This is a genomic window from Staphylococcus parequorum, assembly GCF_039237145.1.
Classification (GTDB): Bacteria; Bacillota; Bacilli; order Staphylococcales; family Staphylococcaceae; genus Staphylococcus; species Staphylococcus equorum_A.
Window position 1 is genome coordinate 2,288,914 of sequence record NZ_CP150682.1, and the last position, 19,908, is coordinate 2,308,821.

Annotated in this window: 17 protein-coding genes; 6 read left to right on the forward strand and 11 right to left on the reverse strand. The window is 32.2% G+C overall.

The window, feature by feature from the left end; translation table 11 throughout:
- The first annotated feature begins 120 nt into the window (after window positions 1-120).
- The gene (locus AAA453_RS11245) at window positions 121-5,076 is read left to right on the forward strand and encodes a GW dipeptide domain-containing protein (RefSeq protein WP_427705038.1); all 4,956 of its coding nucleotides are present in this window, start codon (window positions 121-123) and stop codon (window positions 5,074-5,076) included.
- A gap of 144 nt (window positions 5,077-5,220) precedes the next feature.
- On the opposite strand, the gene AAA453_RS11250 is transcribed toward AAA453_RS11245, so the two are convergent.
- Window positions 5,221-5,643 (reverse strand): MarR family transcriptional regulator, encoded by a 423-nt coding sequence (locus tag AAA453_RS11250; RefSeq protein ID WP_002508050.1) that lies wholly within the window; start codon window positions 5,641-5,643, stop codon window positions 5,221-5,223.
- Between the two features lie 204 nt (window positions 5,644-5,847).
- Here AAA453_RS11250 and AAA453_RS11255 point away from each other — a divergent pair, with 204 nt between their 5' ends.
- Both AAA453_RS11255 and AAA453_RS11260 read left to right on the forward strand, forming a co-directional pair.
- On the forward strand, window positions 5,848-6,852 hold the full coding sequence (locus AAA453_RS11255) for an acyltransferase family protein (RefSeq protein ID WP_021339521.1): 1,005 nt from the start codon (window positions 5,848-5,850) through the stop codon (window positions 6,850-6,852).
- Between the two features lie 123 nt (window positions 6,853-6,975).
- Window positions 6,976-8,139: an aminotransferase class I/II-fold pyridoxal phosphate-dependent enzyme gene (locus AAA453_RS11260; RefSeq protein WP_427705041.1), complete on the forward strand. Its 1,164-nt coding sequence runs from the start codon at window positions 6,976-6,978 to the stop codon at window positions 8,137-8,139.
- A gap of 71 nt (window positions 8,140-8,210) precedes the next feature.
- Here AAA453_RS11260 and AAA453_RS11265 read toward each other — a convergent pair whose 3' ends face one another.
- The 5 genes from AAA453_RS11265 to AAA453_RS11285 all read right to left on the reverse strand — a co-directional run bounded on the left by AAA453_RS11265 (window position 8,211) and on the right by AAA453_RS11285 (window position 13,669).
- Window positions 8,211-8,663, reverse strand: a complete 453-nt coding sequence (locus AAA453_RS11265) for a MarR family winged helix-turn-helix transcriptional regulator (protein WP_002508053.1) — start codon at window positions 8,661-8,663, stop codon at window positions 8,211-8,213.
- 374 nt (window positions 8,664-9,037) lie between these two features.
- A complete protein-coding gene (menB, locus tag AAA453_RS11270; RefSeq protein ID WP_002508054.1) occupies window positions 9,038-9,856 on the reverse strand; it encodes a 1,4-dihydroxy-2-naphthoyl-CoA synthase in 819 nt (272 codons plus the stop codon).
- Entirely contained in the window at window positions 9,849-10,655 is an 807-nt protein-coding gene (gene menH / locus AAA453_RS11275; protein ID WP_069818229.1) for a 2-succinyl-6-hydroxy-2,4-cyclohexadiene-1-carboxylate synthase, read from the reverse strand. Before menH ends, menB begins: the two co-directional genes overlap by 8 nt.
- Window positions 10,642-12,324: a 2-succinyl-5-enolpyruvyl-6-hydroxy-3-cyclohexene-1-carboxylic-acid synthase gene (gene menD / locus AAA453_RS11280; RefSeq protein ID WP_069818228.1), complete on the reverse strand. Its 1,683-nt coding sequence runs from the start codon at window positions 12,322-12,324 to the stop codon at window positions 10,642-10,644. The genes menH and menD overlap by 14 nt, the downstream gene beginning before the upstream one ends.
- A complete protein-coding gene (locus AAA453_RS11285) occupies window positions 12,317-13,669 on the reverse strand; it encodes an isochorismate synthase (protein ID WP_069818227.1) in 1,353 nt (450 codons plus the stop codon). The genes menD and AAA453_RS11285 overlap by 8 nt, the downstream gene beginning before the upstream one ends.
- 189 nt (window positions 13,670-13,858) lie before the next feature.
- Here AAA453_RS11285 and AAA453_RS11290 point away from each other — a divergent pair, with 189 nt between their 5' ends.
- Window positions 13,859-14,797 (forward strand): 1,4-dihydroxy-2-naphthoate polyprenyltransferase, encoded by a 939-nt coding sequence (locus tag AAA453_RS11290; protein ID WP_285322911.1) that lies wholly within the window; start codon window positions 13,859-13,861, stop codon window positions 14,795-14,797.
- A 117-nt stretch (window positions 14,798-14,914) separates the two neighbouring features.
- On the opposite strand, the gene AAA453_RS11295 is transcribed toward AAA453_RS11290, so the two are convergent.
- Complete coding sequence (locus AAA453_RS11295) at window positions 14,915-15,472, reverse strand: GNAT family N-acetyltransferase (protein WP_427705044.1); 558 nt, start codon at window positions 15,470-15,472, stop codon at window positions 14,915-14,917.
- 175 nt (window positions 15,473-15,647) lie between these two features.
- Here AAA453_RS11295 and AAA453_RS11300 point away from each other — a divergent pair, with 175 nt between their 5' ends.
- Window positions 15,648-15,860: a TM2 domain-containing protein gene (locus AAA453_RS11300; protein ID WP_427705046.1), complete on the forward strand. Its 213-nt coding sequence runs from the start codon at window positions 15,648-15,650 to the stop codon at window positions 15,858-15,860.
- A 715-nt stretch (window positions 15,861-16,575) separates the two neighbouring features.
- Here AAA453_RS11300 and AAA453_RS11305 read toward each other — a convergent pair.
- The 4 genes from AAA453_RS11305 to AAA453_RS11320 all read right to left on the reverse strand — a co-directional run bounded on the left by AAA453_RS11305 (window position 16,576) and on the right by AAA453_RS11320 (window position 19,356).
- Entirely contained in the window at window positions 16,576-16,824 is a 249-nt protein-coding gene (locus AAA453_RS11305; protein ID WP_069818224.1) for a GlsB/YeaQ/YmgE family stress response membrane protein, read from the reverse strand.
- Between the two features lie 511 nt (window positions 16,825-17,335).
- On the reverse strand, window positions 17,336-17,731 hold the full coding sequence (gene arsC / locus AAA453_RS11310) for an arsenate reductase (thioredoxin) (protein ID WP_427705048.1): 396 nt from the start codon (window positions 17,729-17,731) through the stop codon (window positions 17,336-17,338).
- A gap of 18 nt (window positions 17,732-17,749) precedes the next feature.
- Complete coding sequence (gene arsB, locus AAA453_RS11315) at window positions 17,750-19,042, reverse strand: arsenite efflux transporter membrane subunit ArsB (protein ID WP_427705051.1); 1,293 nt, start codon at window positions 19,040-19,042, stop codon at window positions 17,750-17,752.
- A complete protein-coding gene (locus tag AAA453_RS11320) occupies window positions 19,042-19,356 on the reverse strand; it encodes an ArsR/SmtB family transcription factor (protein ID WP_427705053.1) in 315 nt (104 codons plus the stop codon). The genes arsB and AAA453_RS11320 overlap by 1 nt, the downstream gene beginning before the upstream one ends.
- A 156-nt stretch (window positions 19,357-19,512) precedes the next feature.
- Here AAA453_RS11320 and AAA453_RS11325 point away from each other — a divergent pair, with 156 nt between their 5' ends.
- Entirely contained in the window at window positions 19,513-19,833 is a 321-nt protein-coding gene (locus AAA453_RS11325) for an ArsR/SmtB family transcription factor (protein ID WP_285322905.1), read from the forward strand.
- Window positions 19,834-19,908 lie beyond the last annotated feature (75 nt).

Here is a 19,908-nt window from a genome sequence, read left to right on the forward strand (position 1 = left end):
TATAACTTTTCCAAAACTTAATTAGATTAATTTTATATTACAAATCAGTAAAAAGTAAACCACTCCTCCAAAAGTCGTATTATAATAGACATTAAATTATATAGTTAAAGGGGCAGTTTAATGACTAAGAAAAAGTTTACTTATAAAGTACCGTCGATGGTAGCACTAACGTTAGCAGGTACAGCTTTAACATCTCATCAAGCACAAGCTGCAGATGACGTACAAAATAAATCTACAAACGAGAATGTGTTAGATGATAAGAATACACTTAAACAAAGTGAACAAATCAAATCTGAAGTTAGTAAACCTACCACTAATATTTCAGGTACACAATCATACCAAGACCCTACACAAGTTGAACAGACCTTAGCAAACGAAGTTAATACTTACGATGCAGAATTAGATGAGTTGAACTCTGAGCAAACACCAAGTCAAGATACATACAATCAACAAACTTCAGGCCAAGAAGACCAAGCGAATACGCAATCTGAGGCTAATGAAGTAACTGAAAACACTCAGGATTCTGAAGATGCTCAAAGTATTGAACAAGAGCCCGCTCAAAACAATACTTCTTCTGACCTAAACCAGCAAGATTCCGAAGAGACTCAACAATCTGTAGAAGATACTTCTAATCAAAATATTCAACACAACGAAGGCAATTCAACTGATGATGCAACTACTGCAGTTGATAACAGTCAAGCTGTTGAAAATACGCAAACTACTGAACAAAATACAGCTCAGGACAACACTTCTTCTGACGTAAACGAACAAAGTTCTAAAAATGCTCAACAATCTGAGGAAAATACTAATGTTCAAAATAATGAAGATAATTCAACTGATGATACAACAACTCCAATTAATAACAATCAAACTGTTGAAAATACGCAAGCTACTGAACAAAATACAGCTCAAGATAACACTTCTTCTGATGTAAACGAACAAAATTCTGAAGATACTAAAGCTACTGAAGAAGACACTTCTAATAAAGACGTTCAAGACAATCAAGCTAATCAAAATTCTGAACAAAATAAAGAGGACAACACTTCTTCTGATGTAAACGAACAGAATTCTGAAGATGCTAAAGCTACTAAAGAAGATGTTTCTGACAAAGAGGTTCAAGATGATGAAACTAATCAATCTACTGAACAAAATAAAGAGGACAACACTTCTTCTGACGTAAACGAACAGAATTCTGAAGATGCTAAAGCTACTGAAGAAGATGTTTCTAATGAAGACGTTCAAGATGATGAAACTAGTCAATCTACTGAACAAAATAAAGAGGACAACACTTCTTCTGACGTAAACGAACAGAATCCTGAAGATGCTAAAGCTACTGAAGAAGATGCTTCTAATGAAGACGTTCAAGATGGTGAAACTAGTCAATCTACTGAACAAAATAAAGAGGACAACACTTCTTCTGACGTAAACGAACAGAATCCTGAAGATGCTAAAGCTACTGAAGAAGATGCTTCTAATGAAGACGTTCAAGATGGTGAAACTAGTCAATCTACTGAACAAAATAAAGAGGACAACACTTCTTCTGACGTAAGTGAACAAGATTCTGAAGATACTCAACAGTCTGAAGAAGACGCTTCTGATAAAAACGTTCAAGATGATGAGGATGCTACAGCTTCTGAAGATAATAAAGAAGACAACACTTCTTCTGACTTAAACGAACAAGATTCTGAAGACGCTCAACAATCTGAAGAAGATACTTCTTCTGACTTAGACGAACAAGATTCTGAAGATACTCAACAATCTGAAGAAGATACTTCTGATAAAGACGTTCAAGATGATAAGGATGCTAAAGATTCTGAAGATAATAAAGAAGACAACACTTCTTCTGACGTAAGTGAACAGAATTCTGAAGATGCTAAAGCTACTGAAGAAGATGCTTCTAATGAAGATGTTAAAGCTTCTGAAGATAATAAAGTAGATGCCTCTTCTGACGTAAGTGAACAAAGCACAAGCGAAGATAGTAAGGCAACATCAACTGCAACTAAGCCTAGTACGCCAAGTACTACTGCGACAACAGTAAGTACAGAAGCTACTCCTAAATTAAGAGTAGCATCAGCTAATGTAAATAATACGCTTTCAACGCGTTCTGCAATAACAAGAGAAGCAGGCACAACAAGTTCTCTACCAGCATATAGTCCACAAGTGAGTTCATCACTTAATAACTATATTCGTAACAATAACTTCCAAGCTCCAAATTATGAACAAGATATTGCAAGTTATTTACCGCAATATAATTATCGTTATGGTAAACCAGAAGGTATCGTTTTACACGAAACTGCAAATGATAACTCAACTATTACTGGTGAAATTAACTACATGAAGAATAATTATAATAGTGCTTTTGTTCATGCATATATTGACGGTAATCGTATTATTGAAACTGCAAATACTGACTATCTTGCTTGGGGCGCTGGTCCAGCTGCAAACGATCGATTTATTCATGTTGAGTTAGTTCATACACATGATTATGATTCATTTGCACGTTCAATTAACAATTATGCTGATTATGCAGCAACAAACCTACAATATTATGGTCTTTCACCAGATAGTGCTGAGTACGATGGACAAGGTACAGTTTGGACTCACCAAGCCGTTAGTACTTTCCTAGGTGGTTCTAATCATACGGACCCTCATGGTTACTTAGCTTCATATAACTACAGTTATGATGAATTATATGACCTAATCTATGAAAAATATTTAATTAAAACTGGTCAAGTAGCACCTTGGGGAGCAACATCTTCAGGTAGTACTAGTGGCAAAGACGAATCTACAAATACAGATGGTTCTAGCAATACTGGTGGCTCAGGTAGTACGGGTGGTTCTAGTAACACTGGTAGTACTGTTACCCCACCAAAAACAGGTTCATTAACAGTAGAAGCTAATAATGGTGTTGGCCGTATTAATACTACGAATGATGGCTTATATGCAACAGTTTATGACCACCAAGGTAAAAAAACTGATCGTACAAATCAAACACTAAAAGTTACAAAATCAGCCAAAATAGGCAACGAAAATTTCTATTTGGTAATTGATTATAATAAAGGGAACTTAATTGGTTGGGTTCACCAAAATGATGTGGATTATAATACAGCTAAACCTGTTACTGCGATAAATAAAACTTATAATATTAAACCAGGCGAAATTTTATATACAGTCCCTTGGGGTACTAGCTCTCAAAAAGCTGGAACTGTTTCAGGTAACGCTAACCAAACATTTAAAGCAACGAAACAACAACAAATTGGTAAAACAAACTATGTTTATGGCTCTGTAAATGATTTATCTGGTTGGGTAAGTTTAAGTAAGTTGTCTTCACCAAGTTCAACTGTTGCCCCACCTGCAAATACAGGTCAATTATCAGTAACTAATCTTACTAACCAACAAGGTACTGTAGCCAAAACAAATCATGGTGTCTACACTTCAGTTTACGACAAACAAGGTGTACAAAAACCATATGTGAATGGCAATACTTATAAATTAAGTAAAAAAGCTACACTTGGAAGTAATAGTTTCTACTTAATAACAGATAACAAAACGAATAGTAATATAGGTTGGATGCAAACCGGTGATATTACAGTTAATGAAGCTGCTACTAAAAATACAGCAAACCCAACTCAATCAGTAAGTAAAATTGGTCAATTAAATAATACAAATTCTGGTATTAAGACTAAAGTTAATGATACAAAAGCCAAAGATGCATCTAAATTATCAGGCCGTACATTTAACGTTACAAAAAAACGTACACAAGGCGATAACACTTACGTATTAATTCAAAATTCTAACCAAAACACACCATTAGGTTGGGTTAATACAAAAGACATCAATACACGTGATTTAAGTAAAACATCTGCTAAAAATGGTCAATTCACAATTAAATCTACAAATAATGGACTTTATGCAGTACCTTGGGGTACAAAAGCTCAACAATTAGACTCATTAAAAAATGTGAAAAACAATCAATTTAATGCTTCTAAATCAGTTAAAGTGGATAAAGATGAATACGTGTACGGTAATGTTAATAACAAGACTGGATGGATTGCAGCTAAAGATTTAAATACAAATACAAATAATAAAGTTGCAACCGAAACTCAAACATCTGACGTAACTAAATCGGCAGTTACACCTTATAAATTTGATTATGTTATTTATAATGCTGATGGTAGTTATTACTTAGATCCAACTTCTAATCAACCAGCAGGCTCATTAAATGATTTCTATGAAAGTATCTTTACAGTATTCGAGAAACAAGTTGTCAATGGTGTGACTTGGTATCACGGCAAACTATCTAATGGCCAAATGGTTTGGATTAAAGAAGAAGACTTACGCAAAGAGTTAATCAAATATTATCAATCTGGTCTAACGCTAGATGAAGCTGTTGCAATTCAAGCAGGTTTAAAAACCAAACCTCAAATTCAACACACACCAGGTAAATGGGAAGATGCTACACCTATCGAAATAAAAAATGCTATGGATACTGGTAAATTAGCACAAGACCCTACTCAAAAATATCAATTCTTACGTTTAGATAAATCTCAAGATATTGCTTCAGCAGATTTAGATAAACTTTTAGTTGGTAAAGGCATTTTAGAAGGTCAAGGCGAAGCATTCAGTGAAGCAGCTAAGGCTTACAATATAAATGAAGTTTATTTAATCTCACATGCTCTATTAGAAACAGGCGATGGTACTTCAAAACTTGCTAACGGTGGCGATGTAGTAGATGATAAAGTCGTAACAGATGGTCCAAACAAATATTATAATATGTTTGGTATCGGAGCAGTTGATAGCGATGCAGTTAAACAAGGTTTCGCTACTGCCAAATCTAACGGTTGGGATACAGTTAAAAAAGCAATCGTTGGTGGCGCTAAATTCATCTCAAGTTCATACATCAGCCAAGGTCAAAATACACTTTATAAAATGCGTTGGAACCCTGAAAATCCAGGTGAACATCAATACGCAACTGACGTAAGATGGGCAGAGCACAATGCCACACGTATTAAAGGGTTCTATGATTCAATGGGTAAATTAGGTAAATATTTTGATGTAAATACTTATAAAGCTTAATTTACACCTACAATACTATATTTTCTTTTATACAATTAAAATAAGAGTACATGATCACTCAACAGATATTTTCTATGAGTGATACATGTACTCTTAAATTTTTATTTATTGGTGCTTTCATATAAATTAATCAGCCCCAATAATCTAACGTAAATAAGCATGACGAACGTTTAATTTATATAGCAAATGGTTTAAGTCTTCTATATCTTGTGAAGTTAAATTTTGGCAGCGCGCTTCAATTAAAGCTACCCTTACCTCATTAATTTGTTGTACAAGTTCCTTTGTCTTATCCGTTACCATTAAATCTTTACATCTCAAATCTTTATTAGATTGTTTACTAGTTATGTAACCCATTTGGCAAAGTTTTTTTATCCAACGTGATACAATTGATTGTTCTTTATTAATTTTCATAGTTAAGTCATATTGAGATAAAACTTCATAATTGTATAAAATTCTTAACATTTCTAATTGCTCTGAAGTTAAATCTGTACGTTGGCCAAACCTTCTACTTACTAAGTTCAAATCGTTACTCGTCAGTGTAATTAATTGTTCTAGTTGTTTGTACATGTTGCTTCATCTCCACTATGTTAATTTACTTGTTACTACCAATCAAATGACACTATTATATTTCTTAATATTATAATGTCATTCTACATAATATACAATAATAAAATACAAATCGATCTATTTTGTTGCATTTCTCATATGATTTATAATAAATTAGTATCAGTGATTATAAAATTCACCCGGCACTTTTAAAGGAGAAAAAGCATGGCACAATTAAAAAAGAGAGATTACTTTTTTGACAATGCAAGAGCAATATTGATTTTTCTTGTTGTCTTTGGGCATTTATTACAACCTTACAATGAAGCGAGTACATATCTATCGTCGTTGTACTTAACAATATACAGCTTTCATATGCCAGCATTTTTATTTATTTCTGGTTACTTTGCAAAAAAAGCAGGAGAAGCTGGTTATTTAGAAAAAGTCTCTAAAAAACTATTAATACCTTATATTATTTTCTTTGGTTTTTTCTCTATATATTATTATTTAACTGGTAAAGAAGATAGCGTTCAATTCGATCCTTTCGATCCAGTGTTCGCACTTTGGTTTTTACTTACATTATTCTTCTTTCATGTGATTTTAGTAATTGTTAAAGACTATAAACCTTATTTTGTCTTACCAATAGCAATCATTTTTTCATTATTTGCTGGTTATTCTGACAATATTGATAATTATTTGAGTTTTTCAAGAACGATTATGTTCTTTCCGATATTTTATTTAGGTTATTTATTTACAAGTAAACATACTCAAATTTTACGAAATAAAAAGTTCGTCCCTATTGCTTTTATAATTTTAGTGACTTTCTATATAATCTATACCATTCATCCAATCAATTCAGACTGGTTGTTAGGTGATTCGCCATATATGTCATTAGAAGGGAAACAAGATCTTTACAGTCCGTTCAAAAGATTACTCCTTTATTTTATTATTTTAGCAACAATGTTTTCTTTCTTGAATTTAATACCTGAAAAAGAAAAATTCTTTACTTATATAGGACGTAGAACAATGCATATCTATTTATTACATGGTCTTGTAATCGGAGTGGTTCGTGGTTTCGGTCTTCATCCGTTTAAAGATGAAATATCTGTTTTAACTTATATTTATCTTTTAAGTGCAACATGTTTCATTGTTTATATTTTATCGACACGTTTTGTATCAAAATGGACAAACCCAGTTATTAATTTGCAGTCACCTTCTAAATTCAAAGGTTAATAAAAGCTTTTACCGAATTGTATTTATTTTAAATATGTTATGATAGAAATAATTTGATGATATCTATTAATCATACATATAAAAATACAATTCGGTATTTTTAATCTCGAGGTGAAATAATCAATGAAACTTTCTTTAAACAATAATGCTAAATATTTAAGCGCACCAAGCATACGTCAATTTTCAAGTCGTATTAAGAACATTGATAACTGTATCAATTTAACAATTGGCCAACCAGATTTTCCTATGCCAGATGTAGTTAAATCTGCATATATTAATGCGATAAATGAAGATCAAACAACCTATTCGCATAATAAAGGATTATTTGAAACAAGAAACGCTGTAAGTGAATATTTTGAGCAACGCTATCATTTTAAGTATAGTACTGAAGAAATTATTATTACTAATGGCGCTAGTGAAGCATTAGATACAGCATTACGAAGTATTATTAATCAAGGCGATGAAATTATTGTTCCTGGCCCTATTTATGCAGGATACATTCCTTTAATTAAAACACTGGGTGGCGTTCCAATTTTCATAGATACAACTCAGTCTCAGTATAAAATCACTCCTGAGGCCATAGAAGCTCATATTACGAACAATACAAAAGCAATATTACTTAACTATCCAACTAACCCTACTGGCGTCATATTATCGTATGATGAGGTTCAAGCAATCACTGAGACCTTGAAAGATAAAGAGATATTCATAATTAGTGATGAAATTTATGCTGAAAACACATTTAGTGGAAAACATACTTCTTTTGCAGAATTTGATGCTATCCGCGATCAACTTTTACTCGTAGGTGGTTTAAGTAAATCACATTCTGCAACTGGTATCCGTATTGGATTTTTAATTGGACCTGAGTACTTAATTGAAAAGTTAACATTTATGCATGCTTATAATTGTATTTGTGCAAATGTACCAGCACAAATTGCTTGTATTGCTGCTTTAAATGAAGGCTTAGAAGCACCACAATATATGAATAAAGCTTATATTGAACGTCGTGATTTTTTAATTCAAAAATTAGAGTCTCTCGGATTTGAACTTGATGCTAAGCCAGAAGGTGCTTTTTATATCTTCCCTAGCATCAAAAAATTTACTGATGACGATTTTGAATTTTGTATTAATGTACTTGAAAAAGCACATGTAGCAATGGTACCAGGTTCAGCTTTTACTGATTTAGGTAAAGGTCATGTACGTATATCCTATGCTTATGAACTTGACGCCTTAAAAGAAGGTATGAGAAGACTTGAAGAATTTCTTAAGAAATACTATCAACAATAATTTTTTATTATAGACACAAAAGCACCCGCTAAATGTTGAATTATCTTCAATGTTTAGCGGGTGCTTTATATTTATAAATCTTCATTTTTCTTAAAAACATTTTTCTCAGCAAACGCTTTTAAAATTTGATAATAAGTAACTGACTCTTCACCTTCCATATCAAATTGTTGAATAACATCTTCGGAGATTTTGCTGAATTCTTCTTTAAGTTTCAAACCTTTTTCTGTTAATCTCACTTTAACTCTACGTTCATCTTCTTCTGTTCTGATTCGATTAATTAGGTCTTTTTTTTCTAAACGTTTAATTATAGGGCTTATAGTACCAGAATCTAAATAGAGTTCATCACATAACGTTTTAATATAAACATTTTTATCGTTTTCAATATAAAGTAATACAATATAGTTAGGAAAGCTTATATCATACTGTTTTAAGTAGCGATTAAAACGATTTACAACTTCTTTACTCGTAATATAAAATAAGTAGCACATTTCTTTTCGTATTTGGTCGTTAGCGTCTGATGCCATTGTTCTCCCTCATTTCTTTTCATTATAATATTAATATATTTTTAAATTATAGTCAAATATATTATAACTATTAAAAGAGTTTTTTAAACAACGTATTTCTAACTATAAATTGATACACTATCTTATTTTTATATAAAAATAAAATCTATGTAATGATTCCAGTTATTCATCTTTTTTATTCTTTTACTATGGGCAAAATCACTGAATAAAGTCACAATAATGGATCGAAATCATATCTTAGATAATTCCGTATAAAGATACATAGTAAAGTCGAAGTTGTACTTGCGCAAAAGCGCAAAAAAAATGTCGACAAAGTCTGATACTTTGTCGACAGTATATGTTAACCTCTCAATAACGGTTAATATAATAATTCCTTACGGGAATTTAGGGAATTGATCAAAATCAGGATCACGTTTTTCTTTAAACGCATCTCTACCTTCTTTTGCTTCATCCGTTGTATAGTAAAGTAATGTTGCATCTCCAGCCATTTGTTGAAGTCCAGCTAAGCCATCTGTATCTGCGTTCATAGCAGCTTTTAAGAATCTTAAAGCAGTTGGTGAATGTTTCTTAATATCTTCACACCATCTAACAGTTTCATCTTCTACTTCGTCTAGAGGTACTACTGTATTAACTAATCCCATATCTAATGCTTCTTGTGCATTATATTGGCGACATAAATACCAAATTTCACGTGCTTTTTTATGTCCTACGATACGAGCTAAATAACCAGAACCGTAACCAGCATCAAATGATCCTACTTTTGGTCCAGTTTGACCAAAGATGGCATTATCTGCAGCAATTGTTAAATCACATACAACGTTTAATACATTGCCGCCACCTACTGCATAACCTCTTACCATTGCGATAACTGGTTTTGGAATTACACGAATAAGTCTTTGTAAATCTAATACGTTTAAACGAGGAACTTGATCTTCACCTACATAGCCACCGTGGCCACGTACTGACTGGTCTCCACCAGAACAAAATGCTTTATCTCCCTCACCTGTTAAAATAATAACAGCAACACGTTGATCATCACGTGCTTTAGTAAATGCGTCCATCATTTCTTGTACCGTGTTTGGTGTAAAAGCATTACGCACTTCAGGACGATTAATTGTTACTTTAGCGATTCCATCGTAATATTCATACTTAATCTCTTTATATTCTTTAATTGTTTCCCACTGTCTAGTCATTTTGCTCCTCCTTTTGAATAAAACCTAATACTATTCTATCAAATTCTGCCATTTCTTCCACATGAACAGTATGTCCACTCTGTGCTATTTCAAAAAGTTCAGTTTTCGGTATAATTGAAACTATTTTTTGAGCAATTTCACAAAATTTACCATCTAAAGTTCCAACAATAATACATGTCGGGATTTGTATTTGATTCAATTCCGACCATAAATTAGGCATGTTGCCAGTACCGTAATCTCTCAAAGCTTTTGCTAATCTTGATGCGTCTTGGCGCATTCTCATGTTACGAATACTTAATTTAGTAATCTTATCTAAGTCATGTTGTGTATAAAATAGTGGCAGTTTTTCCCAATCATTAACAAAAACTTCTAATCCTGCAATTTCTAATACTTGGGCACGTGCATAATCAACTTGTTGTCTTTCTATCTGTGCTGTTTGATCTTCAATGCCTGGAGATGTACTTTCCAAAACAAGACCTGTCAATTTAGTGTTGCCATGAATTGCATGATACAACGCTATTCTACCACCCATTGAATAGCCATGTAAAAATAATTGATATGCACTAAACACTTCTAGCGTTTCATCTAACTGTTGGCTAATAAAAGGAAAGTCCCATTCTTGATTAAATGGAGATTCATCTACACCATGTCCAGGCAAGTCAATTGTTACGATATTTACGCTTTCTTTCAACATTTGAATATGATTATCAAATGCGTGCTGATCACTAATAAATCCGTGTAGCATCACTATTAATTGATTGGTTGATTGATTCGCTCGATGAAATTTATAATGTAACATTGATAATATCACTCAACTTTTTATAGAGTTTAAGATGTTGTTGTAGGTTATCTTCTCTATGCGTCATAATTTCATAAATATGTGCGCCAAATTTGGATAACTCAGTGTATTTAAATGCTTCAATAGATTCAAATCGTTTAAATGTAAAGTCGTAAAGTAGCGCAGTATGTTCAAAATCCAATCCTGTTGGTGTGCCAAATAATCTTTCGAAATATGCATCAGCTGTATCTTTCTGTGGTAAATATGAAAAGATTCCCCCACCATCATTATTTAATAACACTATATTCAAGTTGATATCATTTAATTTAGACATGAGTAAGCCATTCATATCATGATAAAAGGCTAAATCACCAATCAACAATGTCACTTTCTTGTGCACCGCCATGCCTAATGCTGTTGAAGTAACACCATCGATACCGTTAGCTCCACGATTTGAATAAATCTCTGCTTCACAGTCAGTAAACAAATTATCTACATCACGAATTGGCATACTATTACTCACAAATAATGCATCAGCTGTTGTTAGTTTGTCTAGTACATTTGCTACGTAAGCCGCTTCATCTGTCGCAGTTCTCACATAATCTTTAATTTCAACTTTGGCATGTTTCTCTAATGATTGCCATTTTTCTAACCATTGCTTCCGTTCAACTGTCGTCGTCTCAGATAATTGTCTAAAGAAATCATTTGCAGACATCTCGTAAGAAACATGAGGTGTTATTGGAAATGCATCTGGTCTATCGTTATTCTGCACTAAAATTTGAAATGCCTTCGTCTCTTTTAACCATTGGTTTATTTTTTTGGAAATAACTGGTTTACCTACTCGAATTATAAAATCAACATCCACTTCCAACCCTGCTCTAAATAAAAGATCATAGGTTGTTATTACATTAGGATGATGCTCACGACGTAATTGACTTAGTGGGTCAGCAAGTATAGGCATATCATGTATCGTCGCAAATGTGAGTATTTGATCTACATCTTGATGCTGCATATCGCCAACGATAATAAGACCTTTGCGTTTTTTAACAATTACATTTATTTCATTGAGACTCGTCGTTTTTTGGTAATGTGGCATAATCTTCGTATCTGAAGTTAACCATTCAACTTTTTCTAAATCAGGTGTCAGTGGCTCTCTAAATGGTAAATTCAGATGAATTGGACCTCGATGCGGGCCATATAAATACTGACTCGCTTTTTGTAATTGGAATTTAACTGTATTCGTCATAAAGTCTTGGTCATCATTACTATCAGCAATTGGGAAATCAAATTGATATTGTGTATAATTTGCAAACATATTTGTTTGATCTATTGCTTGTGGTGCCCCAATACCTCTGAGTTCATGTGGACGATCACTTGTTAGTACCACAAGTGGTAAATGACTCAAGCTACTTTCAGAAATGGCTGGTGTATAATTCGCAGCAGCGCTACCAGATGTACAAAGAATCGCAACTGGTCGCTCACTGCCTTTCATTAATCCCATCGCAAAGAAAGCGGCACTACGTTCATCTGGATGAATCCAAGATTTCATTTTAGGGTGTGCTTCAATTGCAATTGCCATTGGTGTTGAACGAGATCCTGGACTTATCACTATTTCTCTTATTCCGTATGCATATAGTTCTGAAACAAAAGTAAATACCTGTTTTGTTAATGCAGTTGTATGGTTATTCATATTTCTCGACTCCTAATGCTTTCATCATTGGGCTAAATTTAACAGCAGTCTCTTCTACTTCACTATCCGCATCAGAATCACTTACAATTCCACAACCAGCAAATAATGTTGCTTGATTTTTCTTAATCAACATAGATCTAATTGCAACGATAAATTCACAATTATCATACATGTCAATATAGCCAACTGGCGCGCCATAAAGCCCACGTGTTCCAAACTCATTTTGTTCAATATATTCAATTGCTTCCTCTTTTGGGTAACCTCCAAGTGCCGGCGTCGGGTGAAGATTATCTAATAAACCAATGTAAGATTCACTAATCAATTGTCCTTTAATTTTCGTATACAAATGATACAAATGATCATTTGTTAAAATTTGTGGCTTTTCATTGTAAGTAATATCTTCTACATACAATTCAATGTCATTCAATATGCTATCTACTACAAAGCGATGTTCATTTAAGTTTTTTTCATCATTTAAAAATGCATTTATATTTTCATTATCCACATCATCTTGATGTGTACGTTTAATCGTACCTGCAACTGCTTTTGTAGATAATATTTCATCATTAATTTCCATTAATTGTTCAGGTGTTTGTGAAAAGAATACACTGTCTTGTGATTCTAATACAAATAAGTAACTATTATGTTCACCTTGTGTTGCTTGGTTTAAGATATAAGGGATGTTTATATTTTTATCAAACATAATCAATCGTTTTCTTGCAAGCACAATTTTTTTGTTTTCATCTAATATATCTATTGTATCTTTAACTAAATCACGCCACTCATCTTTATAAATATCCTCAATGCGTTTAATTTCACCTTTTTCAAAATCTGGGCTAACATTTTCTTGAGTTAACTTATCTATAATCGTTAAAAATGAGTCAATTTCAAATTGATCTGCTTCTACAGTATAGGTAATATACGTGTTTCCTTCTTCCATAGTTACCAATACTTCAGGTAATATAAAATGATTAATACCAAATTCACGCCACTCATCTCCAGATTTATGTGTTGAAAATTGAAATCCGCCACAAATTTTTAAATGATGTCGTTCTGAATTTGGATGAATTAAATCAATATCACTTTTATATTTTTCCCATTCTCGGAAAATAGATTGTTTACTTTCAAAGTCATTTTTAAATCTTTTAATAGCATGATAGCCAAAGAATGAAGTTTTGTTGTCATTTTTTTTAAAATAAAAACGGTCTCCTGCACTGTCTTCCGTAACATGGAATAATACAGTAGGATCTAATTCATAATTTAATTTTGCTTCTACAGAAACCCAAGTATGATTACTTTCGTATACCGCTTCGACAATTTCACTTTCCTTGACGTCCAAAGTCATCTATTTCACTTCTTTCATTTATCAGTTTGCACTCATTATAATATTGTACCACTTTTCACAATATGTGTATGGTATCTAGCCTATTTCATTTATATAATTTTCACGTTATTTGACCTTTACAAGTTCTTCCATTAAAATAAATTTGATAAAAAATATTTTAATATAAAAGAATTCGAGGTATAAAATTTTATGGCATCTCAATATCAACAATATTCTACTGTCAGAAAATACTGGCACTTAATGAGACCACATACTTTAACCGCTGCTGTGGTACCAGTACTTGTTGGTACTGCTACTGCAAAAATATTCCTACTCGGTAGTGAAGATCATCTAAGTCTTGCTTTGCTTTTAGCCATGTTAATCGCTTGTTTATTAATTCAAGCTGCAACAAACATGTTTAATGAATACTATGATTTCAAAAAAGGATTAGATGACCACACTTCTGTAGGAATAGGTGGTGCAATCGTTCGAAATGGCATGAGTCCTAAGTTAGTCATGAATATAGCCATTGCATTTTATGTCATTGCTGCTTTACTAGGTCTATTTATAGCCATCAACAGTTCGTTCTGGCTCATACCAATTGGACTCGTGTGTATGGCAATCGGCTATTTATATACGGGTGGGCCGTTCCCAATTTCTTGGACTCCTTTTGGTGAAGTATTCTCTGGAATTTTCATGGGTATGATTATTATTTTAATTGCATTCTTCATTCAAACAGGTAATTTACAAAGTCTAGCTGTTTGGATCAGTCTTCCAATTGTTATAACAATCGGTTTAATCAATATGGCTAATAATATTCGTGACCGTGTTAAAGATAAAGAAAGTGGTCGTAAGACATTACCTATTTTATTAGGTAAAAATAACTCTATACGCTTCTTAGCATTAATGTACATTGTCGCGTATGCATTAGTTATCTATATTACGTTCTTCCAACCTGGTGGTTCAATTTTCTTTTTACTTGCTTTACTGTCATTCCCGCTACCTATCAAGGCTGTACGTAGATTCAAAAAGAATGACACGCCAGCAACTATGATGCCAGCAATGGCTGCAACAGGAAAAACGAACACATTCTTCGGTCTACTGTATGCACTTGGTATTTATATTAGTGCTCTGCTCGGTGGTATTTAATATATTTCTCAACAAACAACTTTAACCAAGCAATCAAATAAAGTAAGTATTACTTTTTCGATCTTCATACTCATGAAGATCGATTTTTTTACTTTTTAAACGAATAAAAATAAAAGCTCAGGCTTTTACATGAACCATGTGATAATGCATATGACCATATAAATCAAATTCACTTGTAGGTTGGAACCCTAATTTTTTATAAACATGTAACGCTCCATCATTGAGTAAATCACAATTTAAGCTCCATTTTTCTTCTGGATACGTCTCTAATACATGTTTAATTAATTTAGTAGCGACACCTTGCCCTCTGAATTCTGGAAAGGTAGCAACAGTTTCTATATACCATTCATCATCATTAGCTTCTTTCATTGGCATCGGCGTTCCATAAACTCTAATATCTTCATCTAATTCCATATCTAACCAAGCCTTTTCAAGCTCTAACTCTTTATCACCAGGGTATGCAATTAAGCAACCTGCAATTTCACCATCGATTTCGTATATCCAAGTGTTACTATAATGGCCTCTATATTGTACATCCACCATACTTTGTTCCATAATTTTTAGTAATCTCTCTTTTTCAGTATATTCCACTAAGTCAATGTCTAATTGACTCCAAATGATATAACATAATTTTGCAATTTCATGCTTATCGTTAGGTTTAGCTTTTCTAATCATTTGTATGCTCCTTATTATGTTTATTTAACTATATTATATATGAATTAAATAAAAAGTTCGAAACAATAATTGGCTTTTTACGAGAATTCGTTTTTCATTAATTGTTTTCGATTGTTGAATCGCTTAATATAAGAGATAATTAAGATAATAATTTTAAAATGAAAGGACTAGACATATGAAAGTAAATAAAGTCATTTACGTTATACTTGCATTTATACTCGGTTGGTGTGGCATTCATAAATTTTACTCAAATCAACTTTTACAAGGTATTGTACATTTAGTGTTCTTTTGGACAGGCATTCCATACGTTATCGCTATCATTAGTGGTATCATTACGATTTTCTTTAACAAAGCAGATGAAGACGGTCTTATTTCTTTTGGAAAATAAGCATTATTTTATTAAAAGTTAAAAATTTTTCTATTTTCTCCAATATTCCATCGAAAATTGGGTAAAGAAACTATACAGCAAATTAAGGAAATTTGAATTGTAACTTAGGAGGATTAATAATGAAAAATATTATATCACGTGTTTTCAGATCTGTAGTAGTAGGCTTTATTATAAAAGGAATCAAAAACTTAATAAGTAAAAAATAGATTTCACATACATTGAAGTTTACGAAAAAATAAAAAAAGCTAATCGTTTCTAAAATAGAAAACGGTTAGCTTTTTTATTTGTACAAAGACGTATCAATATTATCAAAATTTAAAAAACACCCACCAAATGGTGAGTAACAGAGTGTCGACAAAATCTATGACTTTGTTGGCAGTTTTTTGTGCACGCTTTCCGCGGGCACTGTCTCAGCCTGTAGTCTTCGACTAGTGCTTTCCCGCAGGAGTCGGCCCAAATCACTACTGTTTTTAAAACAAAAACAATATCATCAATTACAATTATTCATTGACTGCATTCATATAAAAGCAAAAACACAAAATAAATATATAATTGAAGTAGAAAAAATATTTATTCCATTTCATGTAAGAATTAAACAATGAAATGAATGAACAAATATCCCCTCAAGGAATAGTATCTATTAAAAAAACCAAATGCTTTATAGCAAATGGTTTGTCTAAGTACTAACACCCACCAAATGGTGAGTGGTTATATACTATTTTCTAATTGCTTTCATAATAAGTGAAACAATTAGGATTAATACGATTGCCCCGATTAATGCTGGTAAGATTGGAACGCCACCTAAAACTGGACCCCAAGTGCCTAATAATCTACTACCTATAGCTGAACCGATTAAACCTGCAATAATATTACCAATAATTCCACCTGGAATATCTTTACCTAAAATTGCGCCGGCTAACCAACCGATTAAACCGCCTACTATAATCATAATAATAAAGCCCATATATATCTCTCCTATTTTCTTAATTTACCACATTGCATAGCTTACCACTTTTTTTGTTTGTATACAACATCACAAACAATATTTATTGTAAAAACAAAAGAATTTTGCAACACTTTCCATAAATGACCTATCTTCAAATCTGCTATAGAGGCGTTTTATAATATTTTTATGTTTTTTTTACAACATCAAGTATATTAATCATGCAATATCTTGAGTTAAAATCAAAAAATTATTGCCTCGTATTATTGGTAAAGATCTAAGCATATCTAATTTTTATAATCTTATTGCTTATAATATACTTTTTCCCTAGTTAGTTCTTAAAAAACATTACTATTATTTAAAACTTAAATTCCTATCTACTGTAATTATTAATACATCGCTATTTTGACATAAAAAAACTTCAAAGTTTTCACTTTTAGTGTCTACTTTGAAGGTTTTTATTATTTTTCTGATTTATTTCATACTCATTTTTAAGTTTTTCATTTAAAAATAACAAAATAAATTTAAATGCTTATAGTTCATTAAATCGTTTAATTGTATCGCCTATTTCATCTCTTACACGTTGAAATTCTGACCATGCTTTACCTGCTGGATCATCAAAGCCCCAATGTTCTTTTTTTACATTAGGTGGGATAACTGGACAATTATCATCAGCATCACTACAAAGTGTAACAACGAGGTCCGACTGTTTTAAAATATTACTATCAATCATATCGGATGTATGATTTGAAATATCAATGTTTACTTCTTTCATCGCTTCTATCGCCTTGGGGTTTACGCCATGCGTTTCGATACCTGCTGAGTAAACATTCCATTCTTCGCCGAGTATTTCTCTTCCCCAGCCTTCAGCTATTTGACTACGACAAGAATTACCAGTACATATAAAGTAAATTGTTTTTTTATTCATCTATTACTACCTCTCTTTTTAGAAAATAATTAGTGTTAAATATAAACCTAATAGGGTTACAAATAAAACAGGGATTGTGATAATAATTCCTGTTTTGAAATATACACCCCAAGATATTTTCACTCCTTTTTGAGTTAACACGTGTAACCAAAGAAGTGTGGCTAAAGAGCCGATTGGTGTTATTTTAGGTCCTAAATCAGATCCAATAATGTTGGCATAAATCATGCCTTCTTTTAATAATCCTGTGGCACTCGATTGACCAATTGCTATTGCATCTATTAATACAGTTGGCATGTTGTTCATAATGGATGAAAGAAATGCAGCTATAAAGCCCATGCCCATGATACTACTAAACAAACCGTAACTTGAAACATTTGTTAGTACATCTCCAAGTAAAGTCGTAATGCCGACATTCTTCAAACCAAAAACGACGAGATACATACCAATGGAGAATAAAACAATATTCCATGGCGCACCTTTAATTACTTGTTTCGTATGTACCGCTTTAGATTTACGCGCTAATAATACAAATATTAAAGCAATGATACCAGCTATAATAGATACTGGAATATTTATAAACTCGCTTATTAAATAACCAACGAGTAAGAAAGCAAGTACGATCCACGAGATGTTAAAAAGTTTTTTATCTTTAATCGCTTCTCTTGGTTCTCTGATATTTACTTCGTTAAATTTGCCAGGAATAGATTTTCTAAAATACAACCATAAAACAAGAATGCTTGCAATTAACGAGAATAAATTAGGTATGATCATTTTACTGAAATATTCAATAAAACCTATATCGAAATAATCCGCAGAAACTATATTAACTAAATTACTAACAATAAGTGGTAATGAGGTTGTATCTGCAATAAAACCACTAGCAATGATAAATGGAAATATTGCTTTTTTATCAAAGCCTAAATTACGTACCATTGCTAATACAATAGGTGTAAGTATTAAAGCTGCACCATCATTTGCGAAGAAGGCTGCTACAACTGAACCCAAGAGCATGATAAAGATAAACATCTTCAAGCCATTACCCTTTGATGCTCTAACCATATGTATAGCAGACCACTCAAAGAACCCAATTTCATCTAATATGAGTGAAATTAGAATAACAGCAACAAACGTTAAGGTCGCATTCCAAACGATTCCAGTAACTTCCAGTACATCTGAAAAGCTCACAACGCCGGTGATTATAGCAACTACAGCACCTATTAATGCAGTAATACCAATATCTAAACCTTTAGGCTGCCAAATAACAAAAATTAACGTTAATACAAAGATTGTGATTGCTAATATCGTCATCATTAACACTCACCTGACTTCATATCTTTACAAACACATAATTCATTTGTAGTATTTATTAGATTTAAACTTTGATTAATTTGTTCAAATACATCGTGGTTAAGCTGATACATGCGCTTATTCCCCTTTTTTCGTGTAGTAATTAACTCACACTCTACTAACGATTTCATATGATGACTTAACGTTGGCTGAGAAAATTGAAAATGTTCCAATACATCACATGCACATAACTCACCACAAGAAAGTAAATCCAAAATTTCTAACCTACTAGGGTCAGATAAAACTTTTAATACGATCGATATTTCTTTATATGACACGTTTATCTCCCCTCTCACAAGTACATAGAATATCATCTATATAGATGGTTGTCTATATGATATTAATAATGTTATAAATTGAAATTTGAAATAATCGTCATGATATATTATAATTAATACATCAAAAAAAATTGATTAATTAGAAAGGTGTAACTTATGAACATTATAAAAAATACGAATCATTTAAATGAAGATGACAAATTAACCTATTATGAAAATATGTTCAACGCACTCGCTGACAAAAACCGCTTAAAAATACTTAATCAAATTAGTCAGAGCCCTAATAAATCACTATGTGTATGTGACTTAGAAGCGCTATTAGATTTAAAACAATCTAAACTTTCTTATCATTTAAAAAAATTAGTCGATGCACAGATTTTAATTCTTGAAAAGCACGGTACATGGAACTACTACAAAATCAACGAAGCACAAATCCAAGTCGTATTAACTGAAGATACTTGCTGTAACATATTGTAGTTTTCACCTTATTTCACATTGTATTAATCAACTTTTTTTGATTAATACATCAATAAAAGTTGATTAATATATTTA

Bases quoted from the DNA above. Each gene is read 5' to 3' on its own strand.
- menD (WP_069818228.1), bottom strand. From the start codon at position 12,324: ATGAATAACCATACAACTGCATTAACAAAACAGGTATTTACTTTTGTT.
- AAA453_RS11250 (WP_002508050.1), bottom strand. From the start codon at position 5,643: ATGTACAAACAACTAGAACAATTAATTACACTGACGAGTAACGATTTG.
- AAA453_RS11265 (WP_002508053.1), bottom strand. From the start codon at position 8,663: ATGGCATCAGACGCTAACGACCAAATACGAAAAGAAATGTGCTACTTA.
- AAA453_RS11300 (WP_427705046.1), top strand. From the start codon at position 15,648: ATGAAAGTAAATAAAGTCATTTACGTTATACTTGCATTTATACTCGGT.
- AAA453_RS11285 (WP_069818227.1), bottom strand. From the start codon at position 13,669: ATGACTTTGGACGTCAAGGAAAGTGAAATTGTCGAAGCGGTATACGAA.
- arsB (WP_427705051.1), bottom strand. From the start codon at position 19,042: ATGATGACGATATTAGCAATCACAATCTTTGTATTAACGTTAATTTTT.
- AAA453_RS11325 (WP_285322905.1), top strand. From the start codon at position 19,513: ATGAACATTATAAAAAATACGAATCATTTAAATGAAGATGACAAATTA.
- AAA453_RS11260 (WP_427705041.1), top strand. From the start codon at position 6,976: ATGAAACTTTCTTTAAACAATAATGCTAAATATTTAAGCGCACCAAGC.
- AAA453_RS11245 (WP_427705038.1), top strand. From the start codon at position 121: ATGACTAAGAAAAAGTTTACTTATAAAGTACCGTCGATGGTAGCACTA.
- menB (WP_002508054.1), bottom strand. From the start codon at position 9,856: ATGACTAGACAGTGGGAAACAATTAAAGAATATAAAGAGATTAAGTAT.
- AAA453_RS11295 (WP_427705044.1), bottom strand. From the start codon at position 15,472: ATGATTAGAAAAGCTAAACCTAACGATAAGCATGAAATTGCAAAATTA.
- arsC (WP_427705048.1), bottom strand. From the start codon at position 17,731: ATGAATAAAAAAACAATTTACTTTATATGTACTGGTAATTCTTGTCGT.
- AAA453_RS11305 (WP_069818224.1), bottom strand. From the start codon at position 16,824: ATGGGCTTTATTATTATGATTATAGTAGGCGGTTTAATCGGTTGGTTA.
- menH (WP_069818229.1), bottom strand. From the start codon at position 10,655: ATGTTACATTATAAATTTCATCGAGCGAATCAATCAACCAATCAATTA.
- AAA453_RS11290 (WP_285322911.1), top strand. From the start codon at position 13,859: ATGGCATCTCAATATCAACAATATTCTACTGTCAGAAAATACTGGCAC.
- AAA453_RS11255 (WP_021339521.1), top strand. From the start codon at position 5,848: ATGGCACAATTAAAAAAGAGAGATTACTTTTTTGACAATGCAAGAGCA.